Source organism: uncultured Treponema sp. (assembly GCF_934725225.1).
Classification (GTDB): Bacteria; Spirochaetota; Spirochaetia; order Treponematales; family Treponemataceae; genus Treponema_D.
Genome location: NZ_CAKVAM010000003.1, coordinates 382,898 through 399,113, shown reverse-complemented (window position 1 = coordinate 399,113; position 16,216 = coordinate 382,898). Strand labels below are relative to the sequence as shown.

The following is a 16,216-nucleotide window of genomic DNA, read 5'->3' as shown; positions in this document are numbered from 1 at the left end:
AGCTCCCCTGCGCCGATGATACTGCCAACCGGCGGGAAACTAGGACGCGGCCGGCTTTTTCCATACTCTCTTCATAGGGCCTCCCGCCAAGCGCGGGTGGCTCTTCTTTTTGCCCGCGCCGTCCTGCACGGAAATCCCTGCCGGACACAAGTGAAGTCTTGCTTTCCTCCGGCAAATATGTATAATTTCAATATGACAAAAGAATTTTCAAATTGGACTGATTATGACCACTGGCTTATTGCGGATTATGGAATGATGGTTATAAGTGGCAAAGAACGAATGGCTACAAATTACGATAAATATTTCATAAATAAAATTGAAGAGATTGATGGAAAGATTGTCGTTGAATATGAAGAGGCCAATACTCCAAGATAAATTTTTTGTTATTTAGCTTACAATATTTTTTATAGTTTCAAAATCAATTTCTTCAACGGCTTTTTTTAAGTTTTCAAATTTTGATTTTAAACTTTCTGGAAGCTTTATATTTGAAAGAATATTTATTTCATCTTCAATTGAAGCAAGATCACATTCTTCTGCGAATTCTTTTATTTTCATTGCAATGTGCGCAAGTTCGTCTTTTGAAGCTGCTGGAAGCTCTGCTTCATTTTTATTATGCTTGTTGAACCGTGTATTCAGCTCTATTTCGCACATAATATATTTTTCAATGAGTTCTGGCGTTTTGTCTTTTATGAAATCAATATTTTTTTCTGCTGCTGATTTTTCAAGTTTTTCTGCAAGAGAACTCAGTTCATGGAAACCGCAAATTTTTGCCGAGCTTTTCAACGCATGGACTTCTATTTTGAAAAGTTTTAATGACTGCTCATTTCCTTCTTCTGCTTTTTTTTGGTACTGACGAATCAGTTTTGCTTTTTGTGGAATTTGATGCAAAAAAGTTTTTAGAATAGCTTCATTTACTGGCTCGGAAAGTTCCTTTTTTTCTGATTCAGTTTTATTAGCATTTTCAAAAATGCATTTAGAACGAGGAAGCCTTGTCCGCATTATGTGGTCAAGCTTTTGCGCTTCAATTGGTTTTGAAAGAAAATCATCGAATCCGCAGGCAAGAAATTTTTCACGCGCGCCGTCTATTGCATTTGCTGTAAGCGCAACTATGCAGTTTTGTATTCCCTTTTTCTTTTCTTCGTCGCGAATTATTTTTGTGGCTTCTTCTCCATCCATAACCGGCATCATGTGATCCATAAAAATAATGTCGAATTTCTCTTGCTCAGCTTTTTTTACAGCTTCCTCTCCATTCATGCATGTTTCAACTGTGCATTTATATTTTGCAAGATAACCTTGCGCCACCAGAAGATTAACTTCATTATCATCGACAACGAGAATTTTTGCGTTTGGAGCTATGAAAGAATTTAATTCTATTTTTTCGTTTTCCTTTATTTTTCCAATAGTTTGTGGAATTGAAAAATAAAAATTGCTTCCTTTTCCATATTCACTTTCAACGCCGAATGTTCCGCCCATAAGAGAAACAAGCTGCTTTGAAATTACAAGTCCAAGTCCGCTGCCTTCTTTTTTTCTGTTGCGCTGCATATCAACTTGCTGAAATGAATTGAAAAGTTTTTCCAAGTCTTCTTTTTTTATTCCAATTCCTGTGTCTTCCACGGAAAAATCAAGGATAACTTTTTGATTTTCCAAGAAACTTGCTTTTGATTTTAATGGCTCATGCATCTTTACAGTTATTTTGATTTCGCCTTCTTCTGTAAATTTTGCCGCATTTCCTGCAAGATTCAAAAGCACTTGCTTTATTCTTATATCGTCTCCAAAAAGATTGCGCGGAACATCGTTGCTGACATCTATAGAAAGTGCGAATGATTTTGATGCAAGCCTGACTTTTATAATTGATTCAACATCGCTTATTAATGTATCAAGATTGTAGTCCGCCGGAACAATTTCGAGTTTTCCAGATTCTATTTTAGAAAAGTCAAGGATGTCATTTATAATAGTAAGAAGTGTATGCGCCGCGCGGTTGATTTTTTCGAGATAAGTTGCTGTAAGCGGAGATGATTCTTTCAGTGCAATTTCTGAAAAACCTAGAATCGCATTCATCGGCGTTCTTATTTCATGGCTCATCGTGGCAAGAAATGTTGACTTAGCCTGATTTGCGCTTTCTGCTTCTGCCCTTGCTTCCCTGAGTCTTATGCTTTGCTTTGCCCGCAGTATTAAATTCATTTGCCTTACTATTACGCAAAAATAGCCTAGCACTGCAAAAAGATAGAGGTTTGGTTTATAGAATATACTTGGATCTAGTTTCTGCACAAAAAGAATTTCTATTACAATTACTGCTGTTGCTGCTGTAACAAGAGGAATTATAATAACTGGAATCAGGTTGAATATGATTACTGAAACAAGGCAGCTTGTAAAATAAAGCGCAAAGTCAAGTTGGCTTGTCGTATGAAAATCTATAATAAGCATCACTACATTCCATGCGATTATAAATGCAACATACAAATGTGAAAGCAAAATAACTCTGCGTTGCTTTGTGTGAAGATTGTTTCTGCATGGGCGATTAAAAATATATGCTGCGACAGAAGCGCATACTAGCAAAACATAAAGTGTGTTGTACAGACTTTGCCACTTCATAAAGTCTGGATTTTTAACTATATTGCTGAATAATATTATTGCTGTTTCAAGAATTGCAACGATTGGCGCGACTTTGTCCAATATAGAACAGTTGTTTAAGGCGGCAAGAAAAGAAACTTCTTCTCGTTCTGCTTGATTTTGAATTTTATAATCAGATTTTACTGCTGTCTTGAAATTTATATTTTCAGCTTGCTTCATTTTTTTTCAAAAAAGTCATCTATTCTTTTTAAGATTTCTTTCGGCTGCATAGACTTTAAAATATAACCTTCCGGCTTCAGACTCATTGCGCTCTTTACGCTTTCTGTATCACTCACGCCTGTAAGAAAAAAAACAGGAATGCCTTTTGTTTTTTCTTCAGAGCGAATCATTTGAAGTGTCTGGACTCCATCGCAAACTGGCATCATGTAGTCAAGAAGAATCAAGTCTGGCTTTTGTGTTCCGAGCAAAGAAATTGCAGATGTCCCGGATTTTGCAACTGTTGTTTTGTAGGATTCTTTTAGTATGCTGATTAAAGCTCTGAGCATAACAGGGTCGTCATCAACGATAAGAATATGCTTTCTGCTGTCAGTTTTTTGCTCTGGCTTTTTTAATTCAATTTTGTCGCCTTTTTTTGTATGCATTGATTCAAGCGCAATTGAAATTTTTTCAACAACATTTGACATTGGAGTTGGCGTTATGATGATTCCTATAATGTTTCCTCCCCAAGGCATTATGTAGTCTTTATAGTCAAATTTGTTTCCGATGAAAATAATCGGGAAGTTCTTTGACTTTTCGTCTGTAACTATTTCTTGATAAGCTTGCACATCCTCATGTGAAAGTTCATTTGAATATACTGCGATTAAGTCTGGCTGCATTTCGGCGGCTCTGCTTGGAAGCACTATTTTATTAAAATCTTGCATTATGATTTCATAATTTTTTGAAAGTGAATTGAAAATATCACTAGCTGTTTTTGAAATATTTGCAACAAATAAAATTTTATCCATAGTTTTAAGATTATAACACAATTCTTTTTTTATGAATAGAATAGCCTAGGCTCAAATTTTCCGTAAAAATGATTTTCACAAAAGATTTGAAAATGCAGGAAATTGAAAAACAAATGGTTATATAATAGCAGAAAAATGTTACTGTTCAAAATTTGAATTATTTTTATATTTTTCCGCAATCGACTCCACAATCTTGGAAACCGCATCCAAATCAGACTCGGAAAAATGAAATTATTTCATATAAAAAAATCAGATTTTTTCAGACAATGCAAAAATTTCACGAGCGGAAAATGAGTTGGGCGATGAATGAAGTTATTCCGCAGACGGAAATTGCACATTTTCACCAAATGGAATCATTCCGAAGGCAGAAATCATGCGCGGTCGGCAAACGGAATAATTCCGCAGACAGAAATTGCGTATTTTCACTAAATGGAATAGTTCCGCAGCAGTTCCAGCCTGTTTTTCAATCGAAAATATTCTGCTATAATCTTTTCGTATGATTCCACGGGAGACAATCAACAAGGCGATTGACTACATTCTTCTTCACCTGACCGCTCAGATTTCTGTTGACGATGTGGCGGATTTCTGCGGCTGGTCGAAATTTTATTTCTGCCGGGAGTTCAAGCGGCACACTGGGCAGAGCGTGCATTCGTTCATATGAGCAGATTACGATGAAGCTCAAGACTAGCGGCAGGACAATCAGCGACATCTGCCTTGACTACGGAATCAGCCCTTCGAACTTTGTTCCAGCGTTCAAGAGGCAGCAGAAAATCTCACCGTTCTATTTTCGGAAGGAAAGCGCGCGCCGTTCGGTTGAGCACGATTTTTTTCATTCTGCGGAGGACAAAAAGGCACGGCTTGCAAGCTTTGAGGAAATTTCTGCGAAAGTCGCGGTGGAAAATCTTCCGGACTATTTTGTGATTTACGAGCGCAAAATCGGGAACTACCACGACATGAGGGGCGACTGGTGCGTGTTCCTGGAAAAGTATCGGCAGGTGGCAAAAAAAGGCGCGCTCTGCTTTGAACGGACTTTTGACGATCCGTCATGCTCGGACGAAAACCGCTGCCTCTACGACCTTTGCATCGAGGCGGAAAAGGACTGCCCGCTTGAAAACACGTGCGTAATTCCAGGCGGAAAATTCGCAGTCTACCGCTTCAAGGGAAGCCACAAGGAAATCTACGCGGCGTACCAGAATATGTACAACGTTTGGTTTCCAAAAAGCGGCGCAAAATTCGCAGACCGCATGGGATTCGACAAATACATCTACGTGAACGCCGACGCGACCTACATGGAAATCGACCTGTGTTTTCCAATTGAATAGAATTTCAAAACAAATCTGTCATTCCTGTGCCACGACACAGGAATCTATTGGGAGATACTTCGGTTAAGCCGGAGAATGACATAAAATCCATTCTAAAAAAGCAAGAATTCATAAGTATTAAATTATTCTTTTCTGTAACATAAGAAGCGTAAACGATTCCGGCGCGCCAAAATCAATTCAAACAATCTTCTCATTTTTTACTTAGGGGTATTTATGAATTCTATGAACGTTGACTCAATCCGCGCAGGAAGAACTCGTGCGATTCTGGCTTTTTCGGTTCCGGCGATAATCAGCATGGTGCTTACTTCGCTCATAAACGTGGCGGACGGATTTTTTATGGGAAACTTTATCCACAAGGACGCGATTGCGGCGGTGAACTTGGGGCTTCCAATCATCTATCTTTTTCTTGCGACCGGGCTTATGGTTTCGGTTGGCGGCTCGGTTCTTGCGGGAATGGCGCTGGGAAGGCAAGACGAAAAAAGCTGCCGCTCGATTTTCAGCCAGACGATGGCGACCTGCGCGGCAACTCCCGTACTTTTGAGCGTGGTCATGTTCTTTTTGCTTCGGACGATTCTTGCTGTTCTTGGCGCAGAGGGAGAAGTTGCAGAATATTTTCTTCAATATTACACGGTTCTTCTTTTTGAGCTTCCGGTCATGACCGTGAACGCATCGCTTGGAATGTTCGTGCGTGCCGAAGGCCGGCCTCAGTTCTATCTTGGAGTTACGGCTTTCACCTGCGTTCTGAACATTCTGCTCGACTGGCTTTTTACGGCAAGCTTCGGATTCGGGGTGCGCGGAATTGCTGCGGCCTCACTTGTTTCGGCGGTGATTGGATTAGCTATTCTTCTTTTTTATTTTCTGAAAAAGGCGCACGTGTTCAAATTCGTAAAATTCCGCTTTGACCGCGAAGTTTTCAAAAGCACTATGCTCAACGGACTTTCGGAATTCATCGGAGAGCTTTCAATGTGCATAAGCATGGCGGCCTACAACTTTGTGATTATGAGGAGATTTGGAGTTGACGGAGTTACGGCATTTACGGTCGTGGGCTACACTTCCTACGTTTTCAGCATGGTTGTCTGCGGATTCGGTCAGGGAATGGCGCCGCTTGCAAGCTTTGTCTATGGCGCGAAGGAAAAACTTCTTGCACGGAAACTCTTCTCGCGAACAAACCTTCTTGTGTTCATTGCAGGAGCAGTAACAGTCGCGCTTGTCGGATTCGGCTCAGGCTGGTACAGCAGAATTTTTGTAGAAGACGCGGCGGTTCAGCAGATGATTAAAAGCGGAATCCTGATTTTTATGTGGGACTTCGTTCTGTGCGGATTAAACGCAATCGCCTCGTTCTACTTCACGTCAATCGGAAAGGCAAAGGAATCCGCAGTGATCTCAACTGCGCGCGGACTTGTGATTCTTCTTGCGTCAATCTTCGTTCTTCCGGCAATCTTCGGCATGAACGGAATCTGGCTCACCTCGCCCCTAACGGAAATTCTGACGCTCGCAATAACGCTGTTCTACCTGAAAAAAGACAGAAGGGAAATCAGTCTTGCAGAACCGGCGGAACAAATGTAAAAGTCTTGATAAAAATAACTGCTAGACTGTCATTGCCGTGCCCGACACGGCAATCTAGTGTAATTTTTAAAAGATTATCGGGCTTGATTCTGCGATGTTTCTGAAAGAAACTCGATTGATAATCCTATGTAGATAGATTCCTGTGTCAACGTCTGCCTTGCGGCGCACTGCACAGGAATGACAAACTTGTTAACATTGAAATAACAAACTTGCTGCCACGGGAATTACACTATAATCTAAAGTTTTTCTTTTTTCTAAGAATGCAAAAAGCAGTTACGCAAACTATAACCGAAAGCAAAGAGCCGCACGCCGTTGCAATTCCCATCGGAAACAAATTTTCAGGAAAAAGTTTCGACATGAAATATGCGCCAGGCACGCGGACAAGAACAATCGAAAGCAAGTTATGCAAAAATGAAATTCCAGATTTTCCAAGCGCGCAAAAATATCCGCTAAAGCTAAAATGTATTCCGCCAAGAAAACAGTCCCAGATGTAGCCACGCAAATATTGAGCGCCCAAAAGAACAACAGCAGAATCCGCAGTAAAAAGTGCAACAAAAGATGAAGCTGAAAACTGAATCAAAACAGCCATCGTAAGTCCGAATCCAGTTGCAATAAAAGCCGCAAACCGCAATGTGGAATCCGCACGGTCATATTTTTTTGCTCCGATATTTTGAGCTGCAAGAGCAGAAACTGTTGAAAGCATTGACGACGGAACAAGGAACATGAAGCTCATTATTTTTTCAACAATTCCAACAGCGGCGGCATCCGCAAGTCCACGTCTGTTTGCAATTATGGTAATCAAAATAAAAGAAATCTGAATAAAGCCATCTTGCATTGCGACAGGAAAGCCAATCTTCAAGATGGGCAACACAATTTCGCGCCGCAAAATAAAATCACTTCGGCTTACTGAAATAAGTTTTCGCTTTATGATTACAGCCAAAGCAATCGCCACGCTCACGGCCTGAGAAAGAGTTGTTCCAAGAGCGGCTCCGGCAGGTCCAAGTTTCAGCGCGCCCATAAAAATGTAATCAAGAATTATGTTTGCCGCGCAAGCAATCGCAATAAAATACATCGGGCTTTTTGAATCTCCAAGTCCGCGGAAAATTGAGCTGATTATATTGTACGCTGTAATAAAAGGAATTCCTGCAAAGCAAATTGAAAGGTAAAGAAAAGTTCCGTTAACGGCCTGTTCAGGAGTAGACATTGCAAAAACAATCCGCCGCGCATAAAAAATCAGAATCAAAGCAAGCCCGACAGAAATCAGCATAAAAAGAGTCGCAGTGTTTCCAACCGTGCATGAAGCAGACTTTTTATTTTCCGCGCCGACCGCCCTTGCAATTATAACTGTAGAACCCATCGAAAGTCCCACAATCATAACCGTAATCATGTGCATGACTTGGCTTCCGATTGAAACAGCAGTAGTTTGCTCCACGCCTCCAAACTGCCCGATTATAAAAAGATCCGCCATTCCGTAAAGAGTTTGCAAAAAATATGAAAGAAGATAAGGCAAAGAAAAACAGACAACATTTTTTAAAACGCTGCCCGAAGTAAGATTTTTTTCCATAGTGAAAGATTATAAACATTGCGACGTTAGAAAATCAAGAGAATTTATTTTTGAAAATGCGCGGATTTTTGTCTTTCTGCGAGCTTCCCTGAATCAATGCGATTTTCAAAATAAACCTCCTTTTTAACATTGCATTAACGAAAATCTAACGCAATTATGAAAATAGTTATAAATAATTATACTGTTTTAAACTTTTTAATTCTATTCAGTAAATATATTTACAAAAATATTACCAAGAGATATTATCTACTTTGAAAGGTAGTATTTACAAATGAAATCTATAAAAACCATTGTTCTTGCATTTTGCATTTCACTCATGGCAGTTGCCAGCATCGGAATAATCAGCACTTTAAAAATCGGAATTGGAAAAATCCAAAAGTTCAGCACAGAAAGCGTAAGGTCTGAACGCATGAAAGGCTACGATGATTCCGTGAAATTTCAAATTCAAAACGCCATTTCAATTTTAAAGACTTTTTATGAGGAAGAGAAAAACGGAACTCTCTCGCATGAACAGGCGCAAAAAGAAGCAATAGAAGTTATAAAAAATATCCGCTACGGAGACGACAATTCCGGCTACTTTTGGATTGACGCGACAGACTGCACGCTCATTGCGCATCCAATTCTTCCGCAGAACGAAGGCCAGAATCGCAAAAATCTTAAAGACAAAAACGGCGTAACAATAATCCAAAAAATTCTCAGCGTCGTAAAGGCAAACGAAGAAGGCGGATTCAGCGAATTTTATTTTACAAAGTCAGACGGAATAACTGTTGCGCCAAAAAGAACATATTCAATGCTGTTCAAACCTTGGAACTGGATTGTAAGCAGCGGAAATTATTATGACGACATAAACGTTGAACTTCAGCAAATTGAAAGTGAAGTTAGAACGCACTTTTCAAAACTTCTGCTTTACATTTTTGAAACAATGGCAGTTGTGCTGGTCGCCGCAATTTTTGTAAGCCTCTTCTTCTCCAAAAAATTTTCCAAACCGATTGAAGAAACCGCGCGCATTCTCGAAAAAATGGCGGCAGGAAATCTTACGCTCAGACTTTCAACAGAAAAAGGAAAAAATGAAATCAGTAAAATGCGGTGCAGCATAAACGCTTTCACAGAATCCATAAACAAGATGGTCGCCGTTTCAAAGCAGAATATTGTTTCGCTAAGCAAAGTCGCAGAAAACCTGAATGAAAACAGCTCGGGAATTTCATCAGAGATAAAGCAGATTTCAGACAATTCATTGGAACTTGCAGACCAAGCGAAAATGCAGTTCGACACAGTTTCACTTACAGTCAGCACAATGGGAAAAATGAGTTCAATTACAAATCAGCTTTCCGCGCAGATTCATGATCAAAACGACGCTCTTTCTCAAAGCTCTGCGGCTGTAGAGGAAATGATTTCAAACATAAAATCAATCACAGAAAATATTGATAAATTCGGCAACAGTTTCAACAAGCTTTCTTCGGATTCAGAAGACGGAAAAAACAAAATCGAAAATGTAATCAATCTCATAGAATCAGTTTCTTCTGAATCTAAAAAACTTCTGGACACAAACAAAGTCATTGAGTCCGTTGCCCAGCAAACAAATCTTCTTGCCATGAACGCCGCAATTGAAGCCGCGCACGCTGGAGAAGCAGGAAAAGGTTTCGCAGTTGTCGCCGAAGAAATCCGCAAGCTTTCAGAAAGCACAACGGAACAGTCGCATTACATAAAGCAGACGCTTTCTTCCGTAATCGACAACATAAATGAAGTTACAGATGCGGCAAGCAGCGCAGGTCTTACTTTTGGTGAAATCGTAAATCAAATTTCAAGCGACGATTCTTTAATTACAGAAATTCGTTCTTCTATGGAAGAGCAGTCAATCGGAAGCAAGCAAATTGTAGATGCGCTTGGAAACATAAAGGACACAACGCATACAATAATTGAAAATTCAAAGCAAATGAATTCTGGAATTGAAAATGTTGTTGCCCAAGTAAAGGAACTTGAAAATGCCGCCCAGAATTTGTCTTTAAAAACTGACGAAATAAAAAAGTCCACGCAAATAATAAATTCCAATGCGGACAAACTCATCGGCATGGCTTCTGAAAACAAAAAATTTGCAAAGGAACTTTCAATTCAAACGGAAAAATATATTGTGTAAATAAGTTTTCAAAAGCCGCATAAGTTTTAACTTTTTCCTGATTTGCTGTATAATTTGCTCAGAAAATCTTTTGGCAAAATGGCGGAAAAAATGGCAGAAAATCAAAATTTTTCACACGAGGCAACGCGGCGGTTTGCGTATCTTATGAATCAGATTGACGAGCTTTACCACAAAGTGAACGCAAAATCCTCGCTTTCGGACAGCGTTTCCTGGATTTTTTACTGTCTTTACGACATGGGCGGACCTTGCAACCAAAGCGAATTCACTCACCGCTACGGAATCAGCCGAAAGACAATAAATTCCGCGCTTTCAAAACTTGAATCTCTTGGTCTTGTAAAGCGAACTGCCGGCGACGGTCGCAACGTGATTGTCTCGCTCACAGAAAATGGCCTTTCCCTTGCCGAAAAATCCGTTGTCCCGATGATTTCCGCCGAAAATTCAGTTTTTGACAGCTGGACACCAGAAGAGAAATCCCAGTTTCTTTCGCTGACAGAAAAATATAAAAACGAACTGGAAAATAAGTTCAAGGAGCAAGAACTGATTTGATTTTTAGAAGTTTTCAGTTTGATGTTTTTTCTTTGTGAATAATTTCATTCATTGCCCAGCGTGTTTTCTCCTTCCTCCTGAATTCTGCGGAGTTTCTTCCAGCTGAAAAAGCCGTACATGTCGTTTACCAGAAAAACTGCAAAATTAAAAATCATCGGAACATAAACCGGATTTTTAACGCTCGCCATAATCCACATTATAATCAGAACGATGTCGTTTGCGGCGTAGGCAAGCGCGTAGTAAGGAACACGCATAATTGTAAGGACGCTGGCCATCATGCTTGTTGCAACAGAGACCGTGCTGATTTCAAGATTCGCAGTGTTCAGTTTTTTCAGTACAAAATAAAAAATGACAGTCGCTGCCGTGCTTACAAGAATTGCCACTGCGGATTTTTTCGGAGTAAGGTGAGCCATTCGGACTTCAGTCTTTCCTTTTTTGGACGGATTTTTTAGCCACACAATCGCTGCAAAAAGGTCGCTTGGAAATGTCATTCCCATGTAAGTTATCGCCTCGCCGTAATATTTGAATCCGAGTGCGACAATTGCGTAAAGCACGCAGAAAACCAGCTGAAGAAACTGCCCGGAAACGTGTCCTTTCGCGGTAAAAAGAAGCGACGTTACGCCCACAATCGTTGCAATCAGCGTGAGCGGATTTTTTTGCGGAACAAGACAGAACAGAAACGTAACGCAAACCGCAGAAGCCGCCCAGAGAATCTTTTCAGGAACGGAAAGCTCCGGGACAATAAGATTTTTTTTCATAAATACTCCTATAAAAAGACAATGAGAAAATATCAATTTTCAAATTGACCAAATTTATTAATGCAAAAAAAAAGCATTCGCAAAAGAATATCTGCATGGATTTCTCCAGACCTACCGATATTCCTTTGTGAATGCTCTTTATAGCATTCTTCTGCCCGGTGGCAGAAAATTAAAATTTTATAGAACTATACTTTGAGAGATTTTTTTTGTCAAGCGAGGAGTTATTTTGTAATTCCCTCTTGACGCAGGACAAAACTGCGCAGAAAATGACAGGAGCTGATTTTGTTTCCGGTGTATTCTGTGATTGTGCCGCGGGACTGCGGCGCAAAAGATTGTCCGGTCGGGCCGGATAATGACAGCGGATTGCAAAAAAGTCAAATCGGAAAATGAAACTTTCACACTGGCTTTTTTAAGGAAGAAAGACAATGGAATGGCTTACGGTGATGAAAAAGTCAATCGCTTTTATGGAGGCTCATCTTTGCGACGGAATTTCGGCCGATGATGTCGCTTCGGAAAGCTTTATGTCTCCGTTCTATTTTCAGCGCGGATTCAAGATTCTCACCGGGATGACGCCTGCCGAGTACATCAGGAACAGGCGGCTTTATCTTGCGGCTCTTGACGTTCTGGGCGGAAAGGAAAAAGTGATAGACATCGCGCTCAAGTACCGCTACGAGACTCCGGAAAGCTTCACGCGCGCGTTCACGAGATTTCACGGAGTCTCGCCGGTTCAGCTCAAAAATTCGCCTGAGTCGCTTCATGTTTTTCTTCCGCTGAAAATCACAATTTCCATCACAGGAGGAAACAGAATGGAAAAACTTGACTTTGCGGTTAGCCCTATGTCCGGATTCAAGGTGATTGGCTTTGAGAGGATTTTTGACCCGGAAACTTCATACTCCGAGATTCCGAAATTCTGGGACGAGCTCCGCGAAAAATATCTTGGCGCAGTCTGGAGCGGAAAAAAGGACTTGTCGGAAATTGAGCTTACGGTCAAGGAAAACTGCATCGGCGAGTACGGAGTGTGCATTGACGACATCGGCGGCGGAAAATTCCGCTATATGGTTGCAGGAAAATACTGCGGCGGCAAAGTTCAGGCCGGAATGACGCTCTTTGAGTTCCCGGATTTGGAATGGGCAAAGTTCAAATGTGTCGGTCCGATGCCGAAAGCCCTACAGAGCGTGAACACAAAAATCTTCAAGGAATGGCTTCCCGGTAATCCCGACTATGAAATGTCAGCAGGCTACAACATCGAATGGTACGACATTCCGCGCGGCTCAATGACGGACGAAGACTATAAAAGCGCAATCTGGATTCCTGTAAAACGGAAGTAGGGGAGATGCGTATCCAGTACGAAATGTTTTCTGCCTGTTTTTCTACAGCTGCTCATCTTCTTCGTTGTGCTGCTCGTAAATTTCTTTTGTTATTTCTATGAATCGTTTGGTTGTTTCCCGGCGGTCGTCGCTTCTTATGGCTAAAACGCAGTCGATTGGCGTGCCGAATGTTATTGGAATCCACTTGAATTCTTCTGTGCGGTCGTTGCAGAATCCGGGCGAAAGGCATACTCCATTTCCTGCGGCAACATTTACGAGCGTGGTAAAATGGTCTTCGCTGTTCATCGTCTGCACGTGGACTGAATCAATTACAATGTCCTGCGCTTTTTTCAGTTCCGGCGGCGAGCCTCCTCCAATCATCAGCGTTCTGTCTTTTAAATCCTGTGGAGTGATGATTTCTTTTTTTGCAAGCGAATCCTCTTTTTGAGCAATCAGATAAATGCGGCTTTGAAAAATCGTGTGAAGCTCAATCTGCGGAATGTGCGAAAGCGCGTTTTTCCGCCCGAACATTATGTCCGTGTTTCCGCCAAGAAAATTTTCCGTGCGGCTTTTTCCATATTGAAAAAGAATGTTCAGGAGAACGTGCGGAAATTCATTTTTGAATTCCTTCATAATCTGCGGCAAATAGCAAAGCGCGCTCCTAAGCGGAAGCGAAACAGAAAGCGAGTCCGAAAATCCATGGCTTATGTTTTTTGAAGTTTCAACCGCGCGGCGCAAGTTTTCCTTGATTTTTACAAGCTCTGAAATAAACGCGGCTCCTGCAGGCGTAAGATTCGCACCTTTCCCGGAGCGAAGAAAAATCGTAAACCCGGCTTCCTCTTCGAGCGTCTGAATCTGGTAAGAAAGCCCCGGCTGGCTTATGTTGCAATTTTCCGAAGCCTTTCTGAAATTAAGCGTATGCGCAAGCTCAATGGCGCATTCAATCTGTCTTGTCGTCATCTGTTCTCAGCCTTCTATGATAAAACTTTTTTATTGCTAATTCAATAATTCGATTGGACTTTTTTTATTGTGGACGGAACATTACGCAATGAGTGGACGCAAGCAAGATGTTTTTATTTGGGCGTTCCCCTCGCTCTGTTTCGACAAGCTCAACAACCGCTCGGGTCGGGCTTTTCAGGGTTACGCTGTCGCTCCATTGCTGCACTACACTTCGGAACACGCCTACAGCGTGCCCCTACAATCCCTAACGTAAATCACTATGGAAGTTTTGCCAAAAATTGTGTATAGTGTTTTAAACAATAATTAATTTTGGAGAACAAAATCATGAATGTTTGGATGCAGCGCAGTATCGAACTTGCAAATAATAAAAACTATCTCGACAAACTTTTTGATGTTTATCCGATGACTCCAAACAAAATACGAAAGATAAATGAAGAATATTGGGACAGTATTGTTCAGGCATTTAATAACAAAGACGACAACTGCTTAATAAAATATCTTCTTTATCTTGATTTGTTTCCAATAAAAGATTCTTATATTCCTTTTCTAAGGCGAGACACAGCAAACGCACTTAAAAATAATCCAGAAACTGTAAAACGACTTTGCAACAGACTTTATGAAATGGGCTTAGGCAAAATCCGTGAAAAATGCACAGAACCAAAAGAGACAAACAGGCAGATTGGTCCTCTCTTCAAAAAATGGTGTAAAAACAGTTTCAAAGAAACAAAAATTCTTTCATTAACAGATTTTGAGAAAACAAATGAAAATGCAATTCTCGATGCTTCTGACAAAGAAATGATGGACTGGGCTTTTAGAACCGTAAATTACAAGCGAAATAAAGGCTTGGATTTTGTAGGCCGTTTTAATGGCAAATATTTAATTGGAGAGGCAAAATTTTTGTCTGATTTTGGCGGACATCAAGATGCTCAATTGGAAGATGCTATTCTTACTCTGACAGCTCCAAATGTAAAAGCTACAAAGATAGCAATTCTTGATGGTGTTTGCTGGCTAAAAACTAACAACAAAATGTATAAGGCAATAACTGAAGACCACTGCGAAGAAAATGTAATGTCAGCCTTGCTTTTGAAAGATTTTATAAAAAGTCTGTAAGGAGCAAAAAATGGAACTCACTTACAACGGCAAAAAATCGAAAAAAGAAATCCTCGAAGCTCTTCCGCAGTCAGACTTTTCAAAGCCGATTTCAGAAAAAGAAAATATTTTGATTAACGGCGACAATTTGGAAGCCTTGCGGATTCTCGTTCACAATTCAAATTTAAAAGGCAAGGTTGACTTAATTTATATCGACCCGCCTTTTGCGACTAACGGAACTTTCACAATCAGCGAGGAGCGCACAAGCACGATAAGTTCAAGCAAAAAAGACGAAATCGCTTATACGGACAATCTTCTTGGCGAGGATTTTCTTGAATTTTTGCGGGAACGTCTTATTTTGGCACGTGAGCTTTTAAGCGAACACGGTTCTATTTATCTTCATATCGACTACAAAATCGGGCATTACGTAAAAATCATAATGGATGAAATTTTCGGTGCTGAAAATTTCAGGAATGATATAACAAGAATAAAGTGCAATCCAAAAAATTTTTCACGCAAGGCTTTCGGAAACATTAAAGACTTGATTCTTTTTTATTCAAAGACAAATAATCCAATTTGGAATGAGCCTTTCGTTCCTTTTTCAGAAGAAGACAAAGCACGGCTTTACAAAAAAATTGACGGGCAGGGCAGATTTTACACAACAGTTCCGCTTCACGCTCCGGGCGAGACAAAAGACGGAGTTACAGGCGGAACTTTCAAAGGAATGTTGCCACCAAAAGGCAGGCACTGGCGAACTTCTCCGGCAGAACTTGAAAAACTTGACGAGCAGGGCTTGATTGAATGGTCAAAAAACGGAGTTCCCCGCCGAAAAATCTTTGCGGACGAGCAGAAAGGAAAAAAGTTGCAGGACATTTGGGATTTTAAGGATTACCAGTACCCAGTTTATCCGACAGAAAAAAATCTTGACCTTTTAAAGCTCATTGTTCAGACTTCCTCAAATCCTGAAAGCTTGGTTATGGATTTTTTCTGTGGCTCAGGAACAACTTTAGTTGCCGCACAAGAACTAGGCAGACACTGGATTGGAATAGACAAGTCCGAAAAGGCGATGGAAGTTGCAAGGAAAAAGCTGAATGAAGAAAATGAAACTCTTTTCAAAAGTGATTTTGAATTTGTTACTATTTCAGAAAAGCAAGAGCAAAATCTGCATAATGAAAATATTCTTGTTATACAGAAAACTCCAAAAGTGCTGGTAACTGCGTGAGTTTGATTTTCTCCTTTTGTCTCCCCATAACGTTCCCCGACCTGACGCAATTTCCTAAAACGTTATTTTAATTTTCCTTGTCTGTAAACAATTTCGCTTAGCGTTATTTTAACGTTTGCCGACCGCACGTACTTTTATAAAATGTTATAATAACGTTCCTTGTTCGCAGGCAA

Annotated in this window: 14 protein-coding genes; 9 read left to right on the top strand and 5 right to left on the bottom strand. The window is 40.5% G+C overall.

Translation table 11 applies throughout. The features are described from left to right. A partial coding sequence (locus Q0H92_RS06810; protein WP_296013214.1) for a hypothetical protein occupies positions 1–375 on the top strand: 375 nt, incomplete at its 5' end. Positions 376–387: 12 nt separating this feature from the next. Here the strand turns inward: Q0H92_RS06810 and Q0H92_RS06805 are convergent. Next, on the bottom strand, positions 388–2,790 hold the full coding sequence (locus Q0H92_RS06805) for an ATP-binding protein (protein ID WP_296013212.1): 2,403 nt from the start codon (positions 2,788–2,790) through the stop codon (positions 388–390). Next, positions 2,787–3,575 carry a response regulator gene (locus Q0H92_RS06800; protein ID WP_296013210.1) on the bottom strand — a complete coding sequence of 263 codons (789 nt, stop codon included), beginning with the start codon at positions 3,573–3,575 and terminating at the stop codon, positions 2,787–2,789. The genes Q0H92_RS06805 and Q0H92_RS06800 overlap by 4 nt, the downstream gene beginning before the upstream one ends. 496 nt (positions 3,576–4,071) lie before the next feature. On the opposite strand from Q0H92_RS06800, the gene Q0H92_RS06795 reads away from it, so the two are divergent. The 3 genes from Q0H92_RS06795 (at position 4,072) to Q0H92_RS06785 (ending at position 6,463) form a co-directional block, all read left to right on the top strand. Then, positions 4,072–4,236 (top strand): AraC family transcriptional regulator, encoded by a 165-nt coding sequence (locus Q0H92_RS06795; RefSeq protein ID WP_296013208.1) that lies wholly within the window; start codon positions 4,072–4,074, stop codon positions 4,234–4,236. A gap of 10 nt (positions 4,237–4,246) precedes the next feature. After that, the gene (locus Q0H92_RS06790; protein WP_296013206.1) at positions 4,247–4,897 is read left to right on the top strand and encodes an AraC family transcriptional regulator; all 651 of its coding nucleotides are present in this window, start codon (positions 4,247–4,249) and stop codon (positions 4,895–4,897) included. A 213-nt stretch (positions 4,898–5,110) separates the two neighbouring features. Then, positions 5,111–6,463, top strand: coding sequence for an MATE family efflux transporter (locus Q0H92_RS06785; protein WP_296013202.1), 1,353 nt, complete (start codon positions 5,111–5,113; stop codon positions 6,461–6,463). A gap of 229 nt (positions 6,464–6,692) precedes the next feature. On the opposite strand, the gene Q0H92_RS06780 is transcribed toward Q0H92_RS06785, so the two are convergent. Further along, positions 6,693–8,027 carry an MATE family efflux transporter gene (locus tag Q0H92_RS06780; protein WP_296013200.1) on the bottom strand — a complete coding sequence of 445 codons (1,335 nt, stop codon included), beginning with the start codon at positions 8,025–8,027 and terminating at the stop codon, positions 6,693–6,695. Positions 8,028–8,298: 271 nt separating this feature from the next. Between Q0H92_RS06780 and Q0H92_RS06775 the strand changes: the two genes are divergently transcribed. Both Q0H92_RS06775 and Q0H92_RS06770 read left to right on the top strand, forming a co-directional pair. Further along, positions 8,299–10,161, top strand: coding sequence for a cache domain-containing protein (locus Q0H92_RS06775; protein WP_296013198.1), 1,863 nt, complete (start codon positions 8,299–8,301; stop codon positions 10,159–10,161). Positions 10,162–10,251: 90 nt separating this feature from the next. Continuing rightward, entirely contained in the window at positions 10,252–10,707 is a 456-nt protein-coding gene (locus Q0H92_RS06770) for a MarR family transcriptional regulator (RefSeq protein ID WP_296013196.1), read from the top strand. A 44-nt stretch (positions 10,708–10,751) separates the two neighbouring features. On the opposite strand, the gene pnuC is transcribed toward Q0H92_RS06770, so the two are convergent. Then, positions 10,752–11,465, bottom strand: a complete 714-nt coding sequence (gene pnuC, locus Q0H92_RS06765) for a nicotinamide riboside transporter PnuC (RefSeq protein ID WP_296013194.1) — start codon at positions 11,463–11,465, stop codon at positions 10,752–10,754. 425 nt (positions 11,466–11,890) lie between these two features. On the opposite strand from pnuC, the gene Q0H92_RS06760 reads away from it, so the two are divergent. After that, positions 11,891–12,793: an effector binding domain-containing protein gene (locus tag Q0H92_RS06760; protein ID WP_296013191.1), complete on the top strand. Its 903-nt coding sequence runs from the start codon at positions 11,891–11,893 to the stop codon at positions 12,791–12,793. 42 nt (positions 12,794–12,835) lie between these two features. Here the strand turns inward: Q0H92_RS06760 and Q0H92_RS06755 are convergent, their stop codons facing one another. Then, a complete protein-coding gene (locus tag Q0H92_RS06755; protein WP_296013189.1) occupies positions 12,836–13,732 on the bottom strand; it encodes a LysR family transcriptional regulator in 897 nt (298 codons plus the stop codon). A gap of 324 nt (positions 13,733–14,056) precedes the next feature. Between Q0H92_RS06755 and Q0H92_RS06750 the strand changes: the two genes are divergently transcribed. Together Q0H92_RS06750 and Q0H92_RS06745 are read left to right on the top strand one after the other, a co-directional pair. Next, entirely contained in the window at positions 14,057–14,842 is a 786-nt protein-coding gene (locus tag Q0H92_RS06750; RefSeq protein WP_296013187.1) for a restriction endonuclease, read from the top strand. Between the two features lie 10 nt (positions 14,843–14,852). Next, the gene (locus Q0H92_RS06745) at positions 14,853–16,043 is read left to right on the top strand and encodes a site-specific DNA-methyltransferase (protein WP_296013185.1); all 1,191 of its coding nucleotides are present in this window, start codon (positions 14,853–14,855) and stop codon (positions 16,041–16,043) included. Positions 16,044–16,216 lie beyond the last annotated feature (173 nt).